Source organism: Pedobacter boryungensis (assembly GCF_013204825.1).
In the GTDB taxonomy this organism is placed as follows: domain Bacteria; phylum Bacteroidota; class Bacteroidia; order Sphingobacteriales; family Sphingobacteriaceae; genus Pedobacter; species Pedobacter boryungensis.
On the sequence record NZ_JABMKV010000001.1, the window covers coordinates 1299633 to 1319766 of the forward strand.

The 20134-nt window shown below is 34.7% G+C and carries 20 protein-coding genes and 1 tRNA gene; 17 read left to right on the plus strand and 4 right to left on the minus strand.

Annotated elements, in window-relative coordinates; all coding sequences use genetic code 11:
• From HQN85_RS05640 to HQN85_RS05650, 3 genes are all read left to right on the plus strand, one after another.
• A complete protein-coding gene (locus HQN85_RS05640; protein ID WP_173269766.1) occupies positions 1-1080 on the plus strand; it encodes a hybrid sensor histidine kinase/response regulator in 1080 nt (359 codons plus the stop codon).
• Positions 1070-1462, plus strand: a complete 393-nt coding sequence (locus HQN85_RS05645) for a response regulator (protein WP_173269770.1) — start codon at positions 1070-1072, stop codon at positions 1460-1462. Before HQN85_RS05640 ends, HQN85_RS05645 begins: the two co-directional genes overlap by 11 nt.
• Before the next feature lie 114 nt (positions 1463-1576).
• The gene (locus HQN85_RS05650; RefSeq protein WP_173269773.1) at positions 1577-1876 is read left to right on the plus strand and encodes a hypothetical protein; all 300 of its coding nucleotides are present in this window, start codon (positions 1577-1579) and stop codon (positions 1874-1876) included.
• A gap of 121 nt (positions 1877-1997) precedes the next feature.
• On the opposite strand, the gene HQN85_RS05655 is transcribed toward HQN85_RS05650, so the two are convergent.
• Positions 1998-2861: an OmpA/MotB family protein gene (locus tag HQN85_RS05655; protein ID WP_173269776.1), complete on the minus strand. Its 864-nt coding sequence runs from the start codon at positions 2859-2861 to the stop codon at positions 1998-2000.
• Positions 2862-3649: 788 nt separating this feature from the next.
• Complete coding sequence (locus tag HQN85_RS05660; protein WP_173269779.1) at positions 3650-5794, minus strand: glycoside hydrolase family 97 protein; 2145 nt, start codon at positions 5792-5794, stop codon at positions 3650-3652.
• A gap of 124 nt (positions 5795-5918) precedes the next feature.
• On the opposite strand from HQN85_RS05660, the gene HQN85_RS05665 reads away from it, so the two are divergent.
• Positions 5919-6233, plus strand: a complete 315-nt coding sequence (locus tag HQN85_RS05665; protein WP_173269781.1) for a hypothetical protein — start codon at positions 5919-5921, stop codon at positions 6231-6233.
• A gap of 70 nt (positions 6234-6303) precedes the next feature.
• Here the strand turns inward: HQN85_RS05665 and HQN85_RS05670 are convergent.
• Positions 6304-6377 (minus strand) — tRNA-Ile (locus HQN85_RS05670).
• A 67-nt stretch (positions 6378-6444) separates the two neighbouring features.
• Between HQN85_RS05670 and HQN85_RS05675 the strand changes: the two genes are divergently transcribed.
• The 5 genes from HQN85_RS05675 to HQN85_RS15805 all read left to right on the plus strand — a co-directional run bounded on the left by HQN85_RS05675 (position 6445) and on the right by HQN85_RS15805 (position 10904).
• Positions 6445-7080, plus strand: a complete 636-nt coding sequence (locus tag HQN85_RS05675; protein ID WP_173269784.1) for an HAD family hydrolase — start codon at positions 6445-6447, stop codon at positions 7078-7080.
• Between the two features lie 48 nt (positions 7081-7128).
• Entirely contained in the window at positions 7129-7446 is a 318-nt protein-coding gene (locus HQN85_RS05680) for a DUF962 domain-containing protein (protein ID WP_173269787.1), read from the plus strand.
• A gap of 174 nt (positions 7447-7620) precedes the next feature.
• The gene (katG, locus tag HQN85_RS05685) at positions 7621-9894 is read left to right on the plus strand and encodes a catalase/peroxidase HPI (RefSeq protein WP_173269790.1); all 2274 of its coding nucleotides are present in this window, start codon (positions 7621-7623) and stop codon (positions 9892-9894) included.
• A gap of 415 nt (positions 9895-10309) precedes the next feature.
• Positions 10310-10708 carry a GreA/GreB family elongation factor gene (locus tag HQN85_RS05690; RefSeq protein ID WP_246249619.1) on the plus strand — a complete coding sequence of 133 codons (399 nt, stop codon included), beginning with the start codon at positions 10310-10312 and terminating at the stop codon, positions 10706-10708.
• A 73-nt stretch (positions 10709-10781) separates the two neighbouring features.
• Positions 10782-10904: a hypothetical protein gene (locus HQN85_RS15805; RefSeq protein ID WP_262888136.1), complete on the plus strand. Its 123-nt coding sequence runs from the start codon at positions 10782-10784 to the stop codon at positions 10902-10904.
• Between the two features lie 33 nt (positions 10905-10937).
• Here HQN85_RS15805 and HQN85_RS05695 read toward each other — a convergent pair whose 3' ends face one another.
• Positions 10938-12122, minus strand: coding sequence for a proline dehydrogenase family protein (locus tag HQN85_RS05695; RefSeq protein WP_173269796.1), 1185 nt, complete (start codon positions 12120-12122; stop codon positions 10938-10940).
• Positions 12123-12217: 95 nt separating this feature from the next.
• Here HQN85_RS05695 and HQN85_RS05700 point away from each other — a divergent pair, with 95 nt between their 5' ends.
• The 8 genes from HQN85_RS05700 (at position 12218) to HQN85_RS05735 (ending at position 20095) form a co-directional block, all read left to right on the plus strand.
• Entirely contained in the window at positions 12218-12424 is a 207-nt protein-coding gene (locus HQN85_RS05700) for an RNA-binding S4 domain-containing protein (RefSeq protein WP_173269798.1), read from the plus strand.
• Complete coding sequence (gene aroB / locus HQN85_RS05705; RefSeq protein ID WP_173269801.1) at positions 12424-13482, plus strand: 3-dehydroquinate synthase; 1059 nt, start codon at positions 12424-12426, stop codon at positions 13480-13482. Before HQN85_RS05700 ends, aroB begins: the two co-directional genes overlap by 1 nt.
• 1 nt (position 13483) lies before the next feature.
• Positions 13484-14413 (plus strand): sterol desaturase family protein, encoded by a 930-nt coding sequence (locus tag HQN85_RS05710; RefSeq protein ID WP_173269804.1) that lies wholly within the window; start codon positions 13484-13486, stop codon positions 14411-14413.
• Between the two features lie 271 nt (positions 14414-14684).
• Entirely contained in the window at positions 14685-15518 is an 834-nt protein-coding gene (locus HQN85_RS05715; protein ID WP_173269808.1) for a prephenate dehydratase, read from the plus strand.
• 88 nt (positions 15519-15606) lie between these two features.
• Positions 15607-16743: a chorismate mutase gene (locus tag HQN85_RS05720; protein WP_173269811.1), complete on the plus strand. Its 1137-nt coding sequence runs from the start codon at positions 15607-15609 to the stop codon at positions 16741-16743.
• 143 nt (positions 16744-16886) lie between these two features.
• Positions 16887-18140, plus strand: a complete 1254-nt coding sequence (gene aroA, locus HQN85_RS05725; protein ID WP_173270245.1) for a 3-phosphoshikimate 1-carboxyvinyltransferase — start codon at positions 16887-16889, stop codon at positions 18138-18140.
• Positions 18141-18239: 99 nt separating this feature from the next.
• On the plus strand, positions 18240-19325 hold the full coding sequence (gene aroC, locus HQN85_RS05730; protein WP_173269813.1) for a chorismate synthase: 1086 nt from the start codon (positions 18240-18242) through the stop codon (positions 19323-19325).
• 155 nt (positions 19326-19480) lie between these two features.
• Complete coding sequence (locus HQN85_RS05735; RefSeq protein ID WP_216847226.1) at positions 19481-20095, plus strand: DUF1684 domain-containing protein; 615 nt, start codon at positions 19481-19483, stop codon at positions 20093-20095.
• Positions 20096-20134 lie beyond the last annotated feature (39 nt).

Below are 20134 nucleotides of genomic sequence, written 5' to 3' on the forward strand. Positions count from 1 at the left end.
ATGAAAACGCCAACTGTAAGAGTTTTATATATCGACGACGAGGATAACAACCTACAAGCGTTTAAAGCTAGCTTTAGACGTCATTATGAGATTTATACTGCCATTTCTGCTGCAGAAGGTTTAAAAATTCTTCAGAATGTAACCATTCATGTTATTATTGCCGATCAGAAAATGCCCAACATTACTGGAGTTGAGTTTTTTAAAAGCATTACAGAAACCTTCCCAGATCCAATACGTATCATTTTAACTGGTTATACAGATATTGAAGCATTGGCTGATGCAATTAACCATGGTGATGTATACCGTTATATTACTAAACCTTGGAATGATTTAGAGCTCCACAACTCTATAAAAAATGCGTATGATGCTTATAAAGCAAAGGTAGATCTTCGCAATAAAATAGCTGAGTTAGAGAAAACGAATGACGAATTGAACCGTTTTATTTACAGCATTTCTCACGAATTAAGGGCTCCACTAGTTTCAGTAATTGGAATTGTAGGCTTAGTAAAAATGGAGGGTTTATTTAACTCTAGTGGCGAATATTGGAGTTTAATAGAAACTTGTTCTAATAAGCTCGATTATTACATCCAAAAAACACTGCAATATTATAAAAACAATAAAACAGTAGCAGATAAAAGCCCCGTAGATTTCAATAAATTAATTTCCGACTTGATAGATGTTTATTCTTATACGGATAAAGACACAAACTTTACAGTTAATATTGATCAACAAGTAGAGTTTAACGGCGACTTATTTAGAATTGAAGTCATTCTTGGCAATCTTATATCTAATGCAATTAAATACCAAAAGGTAACAGAGCTCAACAAAAAAGTAAATATAGATGTTGAAGTAAGCAATGAATTTGCACAAATCAGCATTACAGATAATGGAATGGGTATCTTAAACGAGCACCTTGAGAAAATATTTACTCAATTCTTTAAAAGTAAAGTACATCACGGCAGTGGTTTAGGATTATTCATTGTAAAAGAAGCGTTAAATAAAATTGAAGGTCGAATATCTGTTAGTTCGGATATTGACCATGGTACAACTTTTAAAATAACGATACCTAATGCAAAGTGATATTAAAAAAGTAATGTTAATTGATGATAATGAAATTGATTTAAAAATTAATTCCAAACTCATCAGCATATCTAACTTATTTCAAGAAATCATTATTTGTCAATCAGGTGAAGAAGCATTGGATTATTTAAATAAATACATGAATGACGATGATAAGTTACCAAATTTCATTTTATTAGATATTCAAATGCCAGAAATGGATGGCTTTGAATTTTTAGAGCAATACAAAAAATTCCCTACTACACTTACCGACAAATGTCCCGTTGCAATGCTTTCTTCTACCCTAGATTTTGGCGACACACAAAGGGCTGAAGCAAATCCTTACGTAATAAAGCTATTAAAAAAACCACTTTCTCCTAAAGAATTGGCAGAACTATTATAAGTTGCTTTGTCATCCTGAGCCTAGCGAAAGATCTCTTACAATCCAATTTACTTTCTCAAAACAAACTTTTATGATTAGGTATTGTTAAGCTACTATACCTAAAAATTTAAAGCCATGGAAAATAAAGAAAATATAGCAGGTCTAGGAAAAAACCATGACCAAGAAGCACATGATCACGATATTGCGAAAAAACAAAGTGAAGCAAAACCAGGTGCAGAAAATATGGAAATGGAGCCTTTTAGTGTTAATCAACATGGAGATAAAGGCTTTAATCCTAATTCAAAGGAAAGCGAAAGCGATCAAAACGTTAATAATGTTCATGAAAAAGCTGATGAATATGCTAAGAAAGAACACGAAAAAGCAGAGAATTGGGAAAATAACAATGAAACAGGTCCTAATAGCCCGCAATTTTAATATACAACGAAGTAACCAGGATATTGCTTCTTTTATGCTTTAAAAGTAGAGCAACGTTAAATAAAAAAACCGTAACCTGCATAACGCAGATTACGGTTTTTTTATTTATAACAATTGTAATTTAGGGTTTCGTTTCAGCTGGTGCTTTACCAATTAAATCCATAAACTGATCTAACTTAGGTGTAATGATAATCTGTGTACGTCTGTTTTGACTTTTACCAGCAGGACTATCATTAGAAGCAATTGGGTTATACTCTCCTCTTCCACCTGCAGTTAAACGTTTAGGATCAACACCATAACTATTTTGCAAAGCTTGAACTACTGAAGAAGCTCTCAGCGCACTTAGATCCCAGTTATTTCTGATGTTTGGCTTAGCAATTGGCACATTATCAGTGTTACCTTCTATGAGCACGTCGTAATCTTTATAATCAGTAATAATTTTAGCAATTTTACTTAGTGCTGTATTAGCTTTATCAGATATTTCATAGCTACCAGATTTGTACAACATATTATCCGAAAGTGAAATATACACTACACCTTTAAGCACTTTTACATCTACATCGCCCATTTCTTCTCTGCTTAATGATCTTGTTAAATTATTAGTTAAGACCATGTTTAAAGAATCGCTTTTGTTTTTAGCATTAACCAATTGTTGAATGTATTTATTAGAGCTATTAATCTCATCTACCAATTTAGAAATGTTAACATTACCCTGACTGGTAGAGTTTAAACATTTATTTAACGCAGCTTGTAATGCGGCTGCATTAGATTTTTCTGCAGCTATCTGTTCTTCTAAGCTTTTAATTCTAATTTTTGACCCAGAAACATCGCTTTCGCTAGCTCTTAATTTCTGATTAAGTTCTTCGTTACTTTGCTGTAGTTTAGTATTATTAGATTGCAGTTCGGCAAACTTTTTATTGCTTACACAACCTGTTCCTAGAGCGACTACTAAAAGCACCGCTGGCGCTACTATTGAAAATTTCATAATTCTATGCATTTATGTAAAAAATTACTTTATTAACAAATTTATACCCCAAAAAGTTTTAAGGCGAAAGAAAGCTTGCCTAAGAATGAAATTCTTCCAAACGTAAATAACACTCCGTCATTTCGACTGTAGCGTAGCGCAATGAAGAAATCTTTGAACTTGTACTATTACAAAGGTGAGAGAAAGCTTGCCTAAAGAATGAAATTCTTCCAACGTAAATAACACTCCGTCATTTCGACTGTAGGGTAGCGAAATGGAGAAATCTTTGAACTTATACTATTACAAAGTTCAAAGATTTAGCTTCGCTGAGCACTAAGTTGTTCTCGGCTATGCTCGAAATGACTACCAATGAAACCAATGAAGATATGATAAGGCAGTTGCTCGTCCTTCCCAACTCGATTGGGAATTCTTATGCGATAAATAAATTTTACGCTTTAAGATTCCCGCCTACGCGGGAATGACGACAAAATAAATTGATAGAAATCTGTTAACCTGTGGCTAACATAACAATGTGATAAGATCTGCTCGTCCTTCCCAACTCGATTGGGAATCCTAATGCGTATAAATTAAATTTTACGCTTTAAGATTCCCGCCTACGCGGGAATGACGACAAAATAAATTGATAGAAATCTGTTAACCTGTGGCTAACATAAAAATGTGATAAGATCTGCTCGTCATTCTCAACTCGATTGGGAATCTTAATGCGTATAAAAACTCTTTGTTCTTTAAGATAGCTTCGCTGAGCACTTACGTGGTTCCCGCTTACGCGGGAATAACGACATGATATACTATAGTTTTTTCAATCCCTTAGTTTGAGCTTTATCGGCTTCTAAAAAGCTAATGGCAAATCCTCCACCGGGTGCTGCAAATTGCGAAAGTTTGGTTTGCGCAGTGACTACAACTTTACTAATTACATAAGCTTGAGGATTTGTTTTATAATGCGCATCCTTTGCATCAGCGTAAATAGTGGCAATGTAAGTTTTACCCTTGTCCAAGAAATCTAGTTTAAACTCCGCAGTGCGAGAATTATCACCATTTACACTTCCTAAAAACCATTTCCCCGTATCTTTCGCTTTACGAGCAACTGTAATATACTGACCAGGTTCGGCTTCAATGTATTTACTATCATCCCAATCTACAGCAACATCTTTAATAAACTGAAAAGCATCTGGAAAGCGATTGTAGTTTTCAGGCAAATCGGCGGCCATTTGCAAAGGACTATACATGGTTAAATACAAAGCAAGTTGATTGGCTATAGTACTATTTACATGAGAAGTATTGCCAGGGTTTAACTTACTAATATCCATTTCAAAAATCCCAGGCGTATAATCCATCGGACCACCTTGCAAACGTGTAAAAGGCAAAATAGTAACGTGATTAGGCTTTGAGCCACCAAAAGCTTGATATTCTGTACCTCTAGCCGATTCGTTTCCAATTAAATTAGGATAAGTACGAGCAATACCTGTTGGTCTAACCGCCTCATGAGCGTTTACCATAATTTTATATTGAGCTGCTTTTTCTATTGCATATTGATAGTGGTTGATAATCCATTGACTATAATGATTTTCGCCCCTTGGTAAGATATTACCAACATAACCACTCTTAACAGCATCATAATTATTAGCTTTCATGTACTTGTAAGCCGTATCTAAATGGCGTTCATAATTGCGTACAGACGATGAAGTTTCATGATGCATAATCATTTTAATACCTTTCGATTTTGCGTAATCTCTAATTTCTGCCATGTTAAAATCTGGATATGGCGTTACAAAATCAAAAACATAGTCTTTAGAATTACCGTACCAATCTTCCCATCCCTGATTCCATCCCTCTACCAAAACACCTCCAAAACCATTCTGAGCTGCAAAATCAATGTATTTCTTAACATTAGCAGTATTAGCGCCGTGTTTTCCATTTGGTTTAGCCTTGCTATAATCGGTAATACCTAATTGTACCGATGGGAAATCATCTGTGTAAGCCCATGAACTTTTACCAGTAATCATTTCCCACCAAACACCTACATATTTAATAGGTTTAATCCACGAAGTATCTTCAATTTTGTTAGGATCATTTAAATTGTAAATCATTTTCGAGGCAAGAATATCGCGAGCATCATCACTTACCATAATGGTACGCCAAGGTGTATTAAAAGGAACTTGAATATACCCCTTATCCCCTTTCATATCTGGTGTTAACCAAGATTCGAAAACCATTTTCTTATCATCCAAGTTTAAATGCATACATGGATAATTGATTAATGCTGCTTCATGTAAATTGATGTAAAGCCCATCAGCAGATTTCATCATTAAAGAAGTTTGTACACCAGTTAGCGAAAACCCGGTTTGAGAAAGATTTTCTGTTCTAGCTTTTGATGCATAACCGCGTATTTCCGAAAGCTTTGAAGTCGTATAATCATATTCCTGGGTATCGTAATCTCCTGCTATCCAAAATGCAGTGTGATCGCCAGTCATAGCAAATTGTGTTCTTTCTTCCTTAATTACAAAATAAGTTAGTCCTTTTTGTGTAGGAAATTCATATCTGAAACCTAAACCTTCATCAAATAATCTAAAACGGATTAGAATTTGTTTATTGGTTACTTTTTGGGTTAGCGTTACTGCAAACTCATTGTAATGATTTCTAATGGTTTTAACTTCCCCCCAAACAGGTGTCCAGTTTTCATCAAAAGTTGAGGTCTGCGTGTTGGTAATTGTAAAATCGTTTAAGAGTGATTTTGGATCGTTTTTTAATTCTAATCCTAATTTACTTGTTTTAATTACCGCTTTGTCTTTGTAAGCTAAACTATAACTCGGACTGCCATCTGCCAACAAGGCAAAGTTCATGGTTAGTTTCCCATTCGGGGATTTAAGCTGCTGACCAAATGCAAGACAAAAGAATGCAAGTGTTAAATATGCGGTAAAAAAGAACTTTTTCATTTGATGGGATATTAAAACTTAATTGAGGCTAAATCTACTTATAATATCGGTTAAGGTCAATATTAGTTAAACATAAGACTGATAGTAAAGAAGATAAAAGTCTAATTGCCTTTACAATGAACCATTGTTTAACAGCATTGAGCAATTGCTTGGCAACATTAAACTATTGTTTAACAGCATTGAACCATTGCTTACCAGCATTGAGCTATTGCTTAACAGCATTGAACAATTGCTTACCAACATTGAGCCTTTGTTAACCAGCATTGAACCTTTGCTTACCAGCATTGAACCTTTGCTTACCAGCATTGAGCCTTTGTTAACCAGCATTGAACCTTTGCTTACCAGCATTGAGCCTTTGCTTACCAGCATTGAGCCTTTGTTAACCAGCATTGAACTATTGTTTACCAGCAATGAGCCTAGACAGTTGGAAATAACTTAACTTACACATTGTATTAGTGTTTTGTTGGTTCAAGACATAAAAAAAGCCTCTCAGGATACTGAGAGGCTTGTGGGCCCACCTGGGCTCGAACCAGGGACCAAAAGATTATGAGTCTTCTACTCTAACCAACTGAGCTATAGGCCCCGAAAAACCAATTAGGTTTTGCGAGTGCAATGTTACATATTTGCAACGAATTTTGGAAACCCTTTTTATGGAAAAAATAAAAAATATTATTTTCGACTACGGTAACGTTATTTTCGAAATCAATTTTAAACGTACCCAAGCCGCTCTATTACAATTAGGTATCACCAATGTAGAAGAGTTTTTTGCACATAAAAATCATAATTCATTATTTGATAATTTTGAGACTGCTGGGATTAATGCGACAGAGTTTAGAGCTGGAATTAGAGCCGCAGCGCATAATCCGAACCTTACAGATGCACAAATTGATGAAGCGTGGAACAGTTTATTAATTGGTGTTTCGGGCAATAATCACGAAGTTTTATTAGAAGTTAAAGAGAAATACCGTACTTTTCTATTGAGCAATAACAATGAAATTCATTACGAATGGATTATCAATTATATTAAAAAAGAGTTTGGCATAGCTAATTACGATGAACATTTTGAAAAGGCGTATTTCTCGCAACACATGCGTTTACGTAAGCCTAATGTGAATATATTTGAGCAGGTATTAAAAGAAAATAACTTAAATCCTAATGAAACACTTTTTATAGATGATAGTCCGCAGCATATTGAAGGCGCTAAAAAGGCAGGTTTACATACTTTACTAATGGATGTTCATCCAGAAAAGTTAAGAGGTTTTTTAGAACAGCATCATATCTTATAAACTCAACAAGATATTTTATTAAATTTAAGCTTACAAACAATCCATAAAATGAGCGAAAAAAGATTTACCTCCTTAAAAGAATTCTATCCATTCTATTTAACGGAGCACAGAAATTTCACCAGTCGAGTTTTACATTTTATAGGAACCGGATTACTTATTTTTTCCTTGTTTACCGGAATGTTATTTCACGATTGGCGTTTTATAGTCGCTATCCCTTTTATCGGTTATGGTTTTGCTTGGGTTGGTCATTTCTTTTTCGAAAAAAACAAACCTGCTACATTTCAATATCCATTGTACAGTTTGGCTAGTGATTTCATCCTTTTTTGGGAATTATTAAATGCCAAACAGCCCTTCAGAGTCAAATAGCTTTTACCTATATCAGTATAGATAAAAAGCTTTTGCTTTGCCAATCCATTCTATATAGATTTGTTTAAGACGAGAAATTAATTATAAATTCTAATCGAGGTTTATAGTTGAAATAGTTTCGTTAAATTTACTATACGTTCTTTCTAGAACTAGTATCCCTAAACAAAATGAATTATGGAAGATAACTCTAACGACATTAGCAAATGTCCATTTCACAATGGTAGTTTAAACAACACTGTGAATAGTGGTGGTACAAAAAACCGTGACTGGTGGCCAAATAGGTTGAACTTAAATATGCTGCGCCAACACTCATCTTTATCAAACCCTATGAATGAAGGCTTTGATTATGCAGAAGCATTTAAAAGCCTTGATTTAGGAGCCTTAAAAAAAGATTTGACTGATTTAATGACCGACTCGCAAGACTGGTGGCCAGCAGATTTTGGTCATTATGGTGGTTTATTTATTCGTATGGCATGGCACAGTGCTGGTACTTATCGTATAGGCGATGGTCGCGGTGGCGCTGGACAAGGGCAACAACGTTTTGCACCTTTAAATAGTTGGCCTGATAATGTGAGTTTAGATAAAGCTCGACGTTTGCTTTGGCCTATTAAACAAAAATATGGCAATAAAATTTCTTGGGCAGATTTAATGGTGCTAACAGGTAATGTTGCCTTAGAATCGATGGGTTTTAAAACTTTTGGTTTTGGTGGCGGTCGAGCCGATGTTTGGGAAGCTAGTGAAGATATTTATTGGGGATCTGAAACTACATGGTTGGGTAATGATGATCGCTATGCGAAGGGAGAAGAAGGTGTTGCAGCACATGGTGTGGTATCTTCTGATGAGGATGCCGATGGAAAAAAACATTTTGGAGATTTAGAAAAACCATTAGCTGCAGCACATATGGGATTAATTTATGTAAATCCAGAAGGACCAGATGGCAATCCTGATCCGATAGCGGCTGCGAGAGATATACGTGAAACTTTTGCACGTATGGCCATGAACGATGAGGAAACTGTTGCTTTAATAGCCGGAGGCCATACCTTTGGAAAAACACATGGTGCTGCTTCTTCAGATCATGTAGGTAAAGAGCCCGAAGCTGGAAGCATAGAACAACAAGGTTTTGGATGGAACAATAGCTATGGCAGTGGTAAAGGACCCGATACCATTACAAGTGGATTAGAGGTAACCTGGACTACTACTCCTACTCAATGGAGCAATAATTTTTTCGAAAACCTATTTGGTTTTGAATGGGAATTAACTAAAAGCCCTGGAGGAGCGCATCAATGGGTGGCAAAAAATGCCGATGACATTATTCCTGATGCATATGATGCTGGTAAAAAACATAAACCTACAATGCTGACCACCGATTTATCTTTGAGGTTAGATCCATCATATGAAAAAATTTCACGACGCTTTTTAGAAAATCCTGATCAGTTTGCTGATGCCTTTGCTCGTGCTTGGTTCAAGTTAACACACCGTGATATGGGTCCGCGTGAGCGTTACTTAGGTCCAGAAGTGCCAACTGAAGTATTGTTGTGGCAAGATCCTATTCCTGCTATTAACCATAAATTAATTGACAACAGCGATATTGCTAGCTTAAAAGAAAAAGTGCTATCAAGTGGCTTATCTATTTCTCAATTGGTGTCAACTGCTTGGGCTTCGGCATCAACTTTCCGTGGTTCTGATAAACGTGGCGGAGCAAATGGAGCTCGCATTCGTTTAGCACCACAAAAATATTGGAAAGTAAATACTTCAGGTCAAATTGATAAGGTGATAAGCATTTTAGAGCAAATCCAAAAGGATTTCAATAACGCACAAACGGATGGGAAAAAGGTTTCATTAGCAGACTTAATTGTCTTGGCAGGAGGTGCTGGTATAGAAAAAGCAGCCAAAAATGCAGGTGAAGATATTACTGTTCCTTTCACCGCAGGCCGCATGGATGCCTCTCAAGAAGAAACCGATGTAGAATCTTTCAGTGCTATGGAACCATTAGCAGATGGTTTCCGTAATTATCAAAATTCAAATTATAGAGTTTCTGCTGAAGCCTTGTTAGTTGATAAAGCACAATTATTAAACTTAACGGCGCCAGAAATGACGGTATTACTTGGAGGATTACGTGTATTAGACACCAACTTTGATCAATCTAAAAACGGTGTATTTACAGATAAGCCTCAAGTTTTAACCAACGATTTCTTTGTTAATTTGCTAGATATGGACACTGCATGGAAATCAAGCGATAAATATCAACAAGTATTTGAAGGTAGAGATCGAAAAACAAATGAATTAAAATGGACGGGCACCCGAGCAGATCTTGTTTTTGGCTCTAATGCTGAGTTAAGAGCAATTGCAGAAGTTTACGCAAGCAGTGATGCCCAAGAGAAATTTGTAAAAGATTTTGTTGCTACTTGGAACAAAGTCATGAATTTAGATCGTTTTGATTTAGCATAAAAGAATTTGGCATTCCGAGCTTGCGAGGAATTATACTGTTAAAATCTCAGCAATTAATTTTGCTGAGATTTTTTATTTCTCCTTTTTAAGTAATTAATCCCACTAAATTTTGAATTATCAATATTCAAAGGCATATTTGCTACATGCATACCATAAAACAGCTTCTTAATCTCATGTTTGCCTTTAATAGAAGGCAAGTATTGGCTTATGCTGTTTTAAATAGTAAGTTATCGCGAAAAAATTATGCAATAGGCTTTACTTTCCAAACTTCAAGTAAAGACTTTATTAATTAACCCCGGGTTCTGTCCAACCTTCTTTTTAACTCGGGGAAATAAGTATTACTTATTCATTTCTTTTCTTTTATTCAAAACTTCGGTAAAACCGTAGAATATTTACTTACCTAATTTTTTAGATGATGAAAAAATCAATCCTACTTTCAAAAAGTGATTTTAAATTTTTAAATGAACATTTTGAAAAAGCAATTATGAGTGATTACAACAAATCACGATTGAGAGCTGAAATTAAAGATGCTAAGATCTTCAACGACGAAGATTTGCCAAATGATGTAGTTTCTTTATATACAGAAGCCACCATTGTGAGCACGGCAGATCATAAAGAGTATGTTTTTAAATTGGTTACGCCTAAAGAAGCAAACATTAAAGTTCAAAAAGTATCCATTTTCGCCCCGATTAGTATTGCCTTATTAGGCTACCAAACAAACGACTTAATCAATTGGGAAATGCCCGATGGAATTAAAGAATTCAAAATATTAAAAGTAAGAAAACTTACTACAGAAGAAATATTAAACAATTGATTACAAATGATTTAAAAGCCTGTGTTTAAAGACTAAATTATTAAATAAACACAGGTTTTATTATTTTTGCAAGATGAAAGCCGAAAGAGTAGAAAAAATTAAGTTGTGGGTCAAAAGACTTGGCTTTTGGGGCTTTCTCTTCTTTTTAGTCAAAGGACTGGTTTGGCTAGCAATTGGTTATTTTATCGTTAAGTAGATGAATAAAAAGAACATTGATTAATCCTTGTTCCTATAACTTCCTTCTACTCTTCTCCTTACTAATTAAACCTAATTCTCTTCCTGTTTGTCCGGCAACAGAAGTATTTTCTTGCGCTCTTCTAAACAAATAAGGCATTACTGCTTTAATTGGACCATAAGGAACATACTTAGCAACATTGTAACCTGCATCAGATAAATTAAAGCTCAAATTATCGCTCATGCCCAATAGTTGTGCAAAATAAATATGTGGATGATTGTGCGGAATGTTGTTTTCATCAATCAACTCTGTTAATAAACGAGAGCTTTCTTCGTTATGCGTGCCACAAACAAATGCAATTTGATCAATATGCTTCACACAAAACCTTAAACTCTCATCGTAATCTTTATCAGTAGCAGCTTTATCAGGTTGTATTGGTGATGGATAACCCATCTCTGCAGCGCGTTTACGCTCCTTTTCCATGTAGGCCCCGCGAACCATTTTCACACCTAAAATAAATCCTGTTTCTTTTGCAATATGATAATCTGCTTTTAAATCTGCCAATTTATCATGGCGATACATTTGATAGGTATTGTAAACAACCAATTTCTCTTTATTGAATTTGGTCATCATCTCTAATGCTAATTCATCAATAGTATCTTGTATCCAAGTTTCCTCGGCATCAATCATTATGGGAACTTGCTTATCAAATGCTGCTTGACAGATTTTCTCGCATCTTGCTTTCACTCTTTTAAATTCTTCAGCTTCTGTAGTCGTTAATTCCTGTTTAGCGTCTAATTTCTCTAATAAAGCAAATCGGCCAATACCAGTAATTTTAAATACCGTAATTGGTACTCTAGGATCACCATCTGCTCTATGAATAGTTCTGATAATCTCTTCACATGTAAAATTAAACACTTCCTCTTCATCTTCTCCCTCTACAGAATAATCTAAAATTGTTCCTACATTTCCTAAACTCAATTGCTCAATTGTATGCTCACATTCGTTAATGGTTTCTCCACCACAAAATTGTTTAAAAATAGTAGCTTTAATCGCCCCTTTAATCGGAAAACCAATGTTTAACAAGAAATTAGTAATTGGCGGGCCCACTTTAGTTAGGAAATTACTGCCAATCATTTTAAATAACCAATATGCTTGATTTAATTCACCGTTAGTTTTATTACGAAAAGCGATTTCTGTATTGTCAAAATTGATTTTTTTTCTGGGCGATAGTTCCATTTGAGTGTTTTGATTAGTCAGAAGAGTGCAAAAATATAAATAACAAACATTGTTAAGGCAAAACACTTTATAAATATTCGTAAATTTGCACAATAATGATAAAGTTCAAACTCGAAGGCGAATTTATTCCCCTAATTGCACTCTTAAAAGCAACTTCATTGGTACAAAGTGGTGGAGAAGCGCAAACTGTTGTAGAAGATGGTTTGGTAAAATATAATGGCGTTGTAGATTATAGAAAACGTCTTAAAGTGCGCACTGGCGATAAAATTGATTTTATGGGCAAAATAATTGAAGTAATTTAATGGAACCTATAAAAAACGCTGATCATTTTATTTATTTCGAAACAGGTTTAAGTCCGTTAAAAGAACTCTTAGATCAAAATAAATACAGTAAGGTTTTTGTTTTTGCAGATACCAATACTGCAGAATTATGTCTACCTACCTTTAGGGCTTTTTTAGATGATTTAGAAGATTTTGATATCATTGAAACTGACCCAGGTGAAGAAAATAAAAACATTGATTTCTGTATTGGCATTTGGAAAACCCTATTAGATTTTGACGCCGACCGCAAATGTTTGATGATAAATTTAGGTGGTGGTGTAATTACAGATATGGGTGGTTTTGTGGCTTCAACCTACAAAAGAGGAATAGATTTCATTAATATCCCTACTACACTCCTATCACAAGTTGATGCTTCAGTTGGCGGTAAAACAGGAATTGATATCGACAATGTTAAAAATATGGTGGGAACATTTAGTTTACCACAAGCTGTGTTTATCGAAAATTCTTTTTTAACGACCTTACCTAAAAGAGAACTTTTGTCAGGCTTTGCAGAAATGATAAAACATGGTTTAATTAAAGATAAAAGCTATTACGAACGTTTAAAAATAAGCAATTACGAAACTTTAATTCCTGAAGAAATTTATCGTTCTATTGAAATTAAAAACGAAGTTGTCACTGAAGATCCTTTAGAAAAAGGATTACGTAAAATTTTAAACTTTGGTCATACCATTGGTCACGCGGTAGAAAGTTATGCCTTAACAAATAGTAAAAAACCATTAACTCATGGCGAAGCTATTGCAGTTGGTATGGTTTGTGAAGCGTATTTATCTGCAAAATACTGTAATTTAACAGAAGATGAGTTGGCGGATATTAGCAAATACTTACTTTCTATTTATCCTAAATATAAAATTGTTGATAAAAGCTTTGATACTTTATTAGAATTGATGCAAAGCGATAAAAAGAATGAAGATGGGCATATCATGTTCTCTTTACTAGATGAAATTGGCAAATGCGTTTTTAACTGCCGTGTAACCAATGATGATATTAAAAGCAGTTTAGCATACTACAATAGTTTATAAGATGAAATTTACTGGGAGCGATATTTCTGTAGGTGGGTTGTTTGGTTTTGTTATCGTTTTAACCTTAGTTGAAATGTATATTAGTTATGTACACGACAAAAAAATATACACCAAACGTGATACTTGGACTAATATTTATTTAATGACCGTTGCAGTGGTGATTAACCTTTGCATGAAAACGGCTACCTTCTTTTTATTAGCTTATTGTTACCAATTCAGGTTATTTGAAATTTCAAATGTGTGGATTTATTGGATTGTTTTAATCTTAGCACAAGATTTTTTATATTGGTTTTTACATACTGTTGGACATTATGTAAGGTTTTTTTGGGCAATGCATGTTACACATCATTCTTCAGAGCACTTTAATTTAACTACAGGTTTCCGTTCCACAGTTTTTGAACCGCTATACCGTGTGTTTTTTTATCTACCGCTAGCATTTATGGGCTTTACCGCTCTAGATATCCTTTTTGCCTATCTCGTAACTCAGATTTATGGTAATTTGGTACACACGCAGGCAGTAGGCAAGCTACATCCTTGGTTCGAATACATTTTCGTAACTCCATCTCATCATCGTGTTCACCACGCTAGTAACGTACGTTATTTAGATAAAAACATGGGCATGGTGCTTATTTTATGGGATAGATGGTTTGGCACTTTTCAAGAAGAATTACCAGAAGACACCATAAAATATGGTTTAACCACTCAACCAGAAGATACGGGACCGGTTAATATTATCTTTCATGAGTTTATTGCTTTAAAAGCTGATGTTAAAAAAGCACCCACGTTTATGGCTAAGGTAAAATATATCTTAAATCCTCCTGGTTGGAGCCACGACGGCAGTACAAAAATTGCTAAAGTAATGCAGCAAGAATTACACGAACAAGAGCGAGTTCAACAAAAGATTATACAATCAGCTAAGCAAGAAAGCTAAAGCTTACATAGAGGCTAAATTCGCAAACAATAAATAAAATTTAATTCTGTTTAAATTATTTTCCTTTCTCTATTGACAAATTAAATTCTGTATTGTACATTTGTCAGCAACAAGAAAAAAATGCAATTAACAAACACATATTACTTTGGTTACTTTTACTATTTTAGTAAGAGCCGGGGCTAGTATGCAAAAAGATAGATAATAATATTGAATGTATATAAAAAGTCCCGGCCAAAAGCTGGGACTTTTTTTGTTTAACGCTTAACGCAAAATGAAAACAAAAACAAGGGTAGCCATACAAGGTATTAAAGCATCGTTTCACGAAGAAGCAGCATTTAAATTTTTTGGTAGAGATATCGAAACCATCGAATGTAATTCATTTAAACAAACTTGCGAAAGTTTAGAAAATGATAAAGCTGACTTTGTAATTATGGCCATAGAAAATTCTATTGCTGGTAGTTTATTACCCAATTATACCTTAATTAGAGAATATAATTTTGCCATTAGCGGTGAAGTTTATTTACCTATCCAATTGCACTTAATGGCCCTACCTGGTGTTAAGTTTAAAGATATTAGATTCGCCACCTCTCACCCTATCGCCATCAGACAGTGTGTTGATTTTTTTGACGATTATCCAAATATTCAGGTAATTGAAAGTAATGATACTGCAGCTTGTGCTAAAAAAATCAGAGATGAACAATTGACAGATACTGTTGCGATTGCAAATACTTTAGCTGCAGAATTATATGGATTAAACATCATAGAACGCAGAATAGAATCAAACAAGAAAAACTATACACGTTTTTTAATCCTTCAAAAACAAAAAATAGAAGACACAAAAGAGATTAATAAAGCATCGATCTGCTTTCAAGTAGGCAACCATGTTGGTGCACTTTCTAAAGTGTTAAATATTTTTGCAGAGTTAAATGTAAACTTAACCAAAATACAATCGATGCCTGTTTTGGGTAAGAGAAACGAATATTATTTTTATGTTGATATGGAATGGAGTAATATGGAAAATTATGATACAGCCATTCGTAAAGCATTAAAATATACAGTGAACTTTAACATCATGGGCGAATACGAGAAAAACGATACCGTTTAACAGTCGGAAAGTCCGGAAGACAAGGTGCTAAAAACATCTAACTACTAAATACTAATTATAAAAACACTTACATACAAATCCCAAAAAAATGAAATTACAATTAAACATCCAACCTTTAGATAGCTGGATAAACATCAAAAACGAACCCTTACTTATTTCTGGTCCTTGTAGTGCAGAAACCGAAGATCAATTATTATCGACTGCACATTTATTAGCTGCTACTGGAAAAGTTAGCGTATTGAGAGCTGGTATTTGGAAACCTCGTACCCGTCCGGGAGAGTTTGAAGGTATAGGAAGTATTGGTTTAGAATGGTTAAAACGTGCAAAAGCAGAAACCGGTTTGCCAACAGCTGTTGAAGTTGCCAATGCAAAACACGTAGAAGAAGCGCTTGCAGCTGGAGTAGATATTCTTTGGATTGGAGCTCGTTCTACGGTAAATCCATTTACGGTACAAGAAATTGCTGATGCTTTACAAGGTGTAGACATTCCTGTATTAGTTAAAAACCCAGTAAATCCTGATTTACAATTATGGGTTGGTGCTTTAGAGCGTATTAACAAAGCTGGGATTACTAAATTAGGTGCTATTCACCGTGGGTTTTCATCTTTCGAGAAAAGCGCTTTCCGTAACGAACCAATGTGGGAATTAGCAATCCAATTGAAAACTTTATGTCCAGAATTGCCAATTATTAACGATCCAAGTCACATTTGTGGTAACCGTGAATTAATTCCTTACATCGCTCAAAAAGCATTAGATTTAGATATGCAAGGGTTAATGATCGAATCTCATTTAGATCCTTCAATTGCCTGGACAGATGCTAAACAACAAGTTACACCTGCAGCTTTAGCAGAAATGGTAGGCAAGTTTACTTTACGTCAACCTGAATCTAAAAACGAAGAGTTTGCAGATAAATTAGCCGACCTAAGAAAGGAAATTGATAAAATCGATGATTTAGTAATTCAAAAATTAGCTGAGCGAATGAGCATTACTCAAAAAATTGGTGAATTTAAAAGAGATAACAAAGTAACCATTTTACAGGTTAACCGTTGGGATGAAATCATGAAAAAACGTACTGCTTTTGCCAAGGCGTTAAAATTAGATGTAAACTTTACGGAGAAATTTTTAGAATTGGTTCATGGCGAATCTATTCGTAGACAAACAGAAATTATGAATGCTGGCAAAGCAGAAGCAGGAATTGCTGCTGAAGCGCATACAGAGGTGAAATAAATTGGTTCATTAGTTCAATCGTTCATTTGTGGAATCGCAAAAACAGTTGAGCTAGTTGAAAACTAATGAAGAGTATAAGTTCAATATTTCAAGGTAGATTTACCGATGAACTAGTGAACAAATTAACAATTGAACTAAAGATAATGTCTAAAAACGTATTGCTTTCTTTTAAAGGAAACAAACAAATTGATACCGAAATTAAATTAACAGGTTCTAAAAGCGAATGCAACAGGGCGTTAATTATCAGTGCATTGAGTAAAGGCTTAGTTAGTGTAGATAATCTCTCTGTAGCCGCAGATACGGTTACCTTGAATGGGATTCTTTCAGGTTTAAAAACTGATAATTCCCAACTGCAAACTGTAGATGTTGGTCCTGCCGGTACAGCAATGCGCTTTTTAACTGCTTATTTAGCTATTCAAAATGGTGACTTTTTATTAACTGGAACGGAAAGAATGAAACAAAGGCCTATTGGGATTTTGGCCGAAGCTATAAAAAGTATTGGAGGGAATATCACCTATCTGGAAAATGATGGTTTCCCTCCTTTACAAATTTCTGGACCTTTAAAGCAAACAAGTTCAAAAGTTAAGATAAAAGGAGATATCAGCAGTCAATATATTTCGGCTTTGCTAATGATCGCCTCATCTCTCCCATTGGGATTAACTTTAGAAATTGAAGGTGAATTAACATCAAAGCCATATGTGGATATGACTTTGGCAATGTTAGAGCAGGTCGGTATCAGAAACGATTGGAATGAAAATACCATCACTATTGAGCCTCAATCTTTTAAAACTGCAAAATTATATGTTGAACCAGATTGGAGTGCAGCTTCTTATTGGTACGCTATTGCAGCATTATCTGATGAAGCAGAAATCTTTTTACCTGGCTTAAATGGCTATAGTCTACAAGGTGATAGTAAAATCACGGAGATTATGGCAAACTTTGGAATTACTTCTCAGTTTAAAAACGGAGGTGTTTATCTCAAAAAAGAGCCTAAAAAAGTAGAACGAAAAATTTTTGATTTAAAAGAATGTCCAGATTTAGCTCAAACCATTGTTGTAGTATGTGCGGCATTAGGACATGATGCAACTTTTACTGGATTAGAAACCTTAAAAATTAAAGAAACCAATCGTGTATTAGCCTTAAAAACTGAGTTGGCTAAAATTGGTGTAAAGTTTATTGAAAAGAATTTAAGCTATAAATTAGATTGTTCTGGTTTACATTTCCCAGAAAAAATAACCATTAGCACTTACGAAGATCATCGGATGGCAATGGCGTTTGCTCCTTTAGCTTTAAAAATTAACACCGTAGAAATTGAAGAAAAGCAGGTAGTTGAAAAATCTTATCCTTATTTTTGGGATGACTTAGAGAAAGCAGGTTTTACTGTAGTTAGTATTTAGTACAAAGTATTTAGATATTTTACTATAACTTGGAAAACTATTATAACAAACCAATCTAACTACTAAATACTAGATACTAATTACTATATACTAACAAAAATGGCAGGCAATTCATTCGGAAAATTATTTAAAATAACCACCTTTGGTGAATCGCATGGTGTAGCCATAGGCGTAATTATTGATGGTTGTCCGGCAGGACTAACGATTGATTTAGATTTTATACAATCTGAATTGGATAAACGCAGACCCGGCCAATCTAAAATCACAACCCAACGCAAAGAGAGTGATACTGTTCAGATTTTATCTGGAACTTTTGAAGGAAAAAGTACAGGCACTCCTATTAGTTTATTAATTCCTAACGAAGACCAGCGTTCTAAAGATTACGGACATAATGTAGATGTGTATCGTCCTTCTCATGCAGATTATACTTATGATGCAAAATATGGCATTCGCGATCATCGTGGTGGCGGGCGTTCTTCTGCTAGAGAAACTGCTGCTCGTGTAGCTTCGGGTGCAATTGCTAAACTACTCTTAAAGGAATTTGAAATCGAAATTTTCGCACATGTTACTTCCGTAGGAGCCATTGTAGCACCAAATTTAGACAGTAATGATGTATTATCTTTGCTAGAAAAAAGAGAAGAAAACATTGTTCGCTGTGCAGATCCTGCTACTGCAAATCAAATGATAGATTTTATTGATTCCGTGCGAAAAGATGGCGACACAGTAGGCGGAAAGGTAGGTTGTATCATCAAAAATTGCCCAGTAGGTTTAGGCGAACCTGTTTTTGATAAACTGCATGCAGATTTAGGAAAAGCGATGCTAAGCATTAATGCGGTACATGGTTTTGAATATGGATCTGGTTTTGCTGGCAGTGAAATGAGAGGCTCTGAGCATAATGACATTTTCCTTGCGGGAGATCAACCTAAAACTTTGACCAATTTTTCGGGAGGAATACAAGGTGGCATTGCAAACGGAATGGATATTAATTTTGTAGTTGCTTTTAAACCTGTTGCAACTATCATGCACAACCAACAAACCATTAATTCAGCCGGAGAAGCTGCAGAAATTAAAGGAAAAGGCAGGCATGACCCTTGTGTTGTGCCAAGAGCAGTTATAATTGTTGAAGCAATGGTAGCTCTAGTACTAGCCGACCATTTGTTAAGAAATAAAGTCGTAAGGATTTAACTTTGTCAATCTTCTAAAGATTGACAAAGTTTATTGATACTCAAGCCCGTCATTCCCGCAAAGCTGGAATCGTAATACAATAAACAAGTCCTATCTTCGCATTACGATTCTCAGTCAAGCTGAGAAAGACGTTACTATTTAATCTTTAACCAATCATGCGAATTAAAATATCTTTTCTGGTAGTATTTAGTTTCATCAGCTTTACTGTTTTTGCTCAAAATTACAAGGAACAAATTGCTAAACATCGCGAAGCATATAAAGCAGATTTTATTAAAGAAACTCGTTCTCCGCTTAAAGAAGCTGATTTAAAAGACCTTCATTTTTTCGATGCAGATAGCGCTTATAAAATAACTGCCACTGTAGAAATATTAAAAAACGAGAAAATTTTTAATATGCCAACGTATGATGGAACAAGTAAGGAATTTATCCGCTATGCGCAAATAACGTTTACTTTAAAAGGAAAGAAATTAAAAATGATTTTGTACAGAAACATCAGTTTGCTTACAAATCCAACTTATAAAGATTTATTGTTTTTGCCATTTACCGATGAAACCAATAGTAAAATTACTTACGGTGGCGGTAGGTATATTGATTTATCATTAAATGATATTAAAGATAATCGAGTGGAAATAGATTTTAACAAAGCATATAATCCTTATTGTGCATATAGCGATGGGTATCGATGCCCAGTTCCACCAGAAGAGAATGATTTAGCTATCTCTATTTTGGCTGGCGAAAAAAATTATACTGGCACTAAAAAACATCAATAAATACTTTTAGAATTTAGCGCTTACAAAAATCTGAAATTT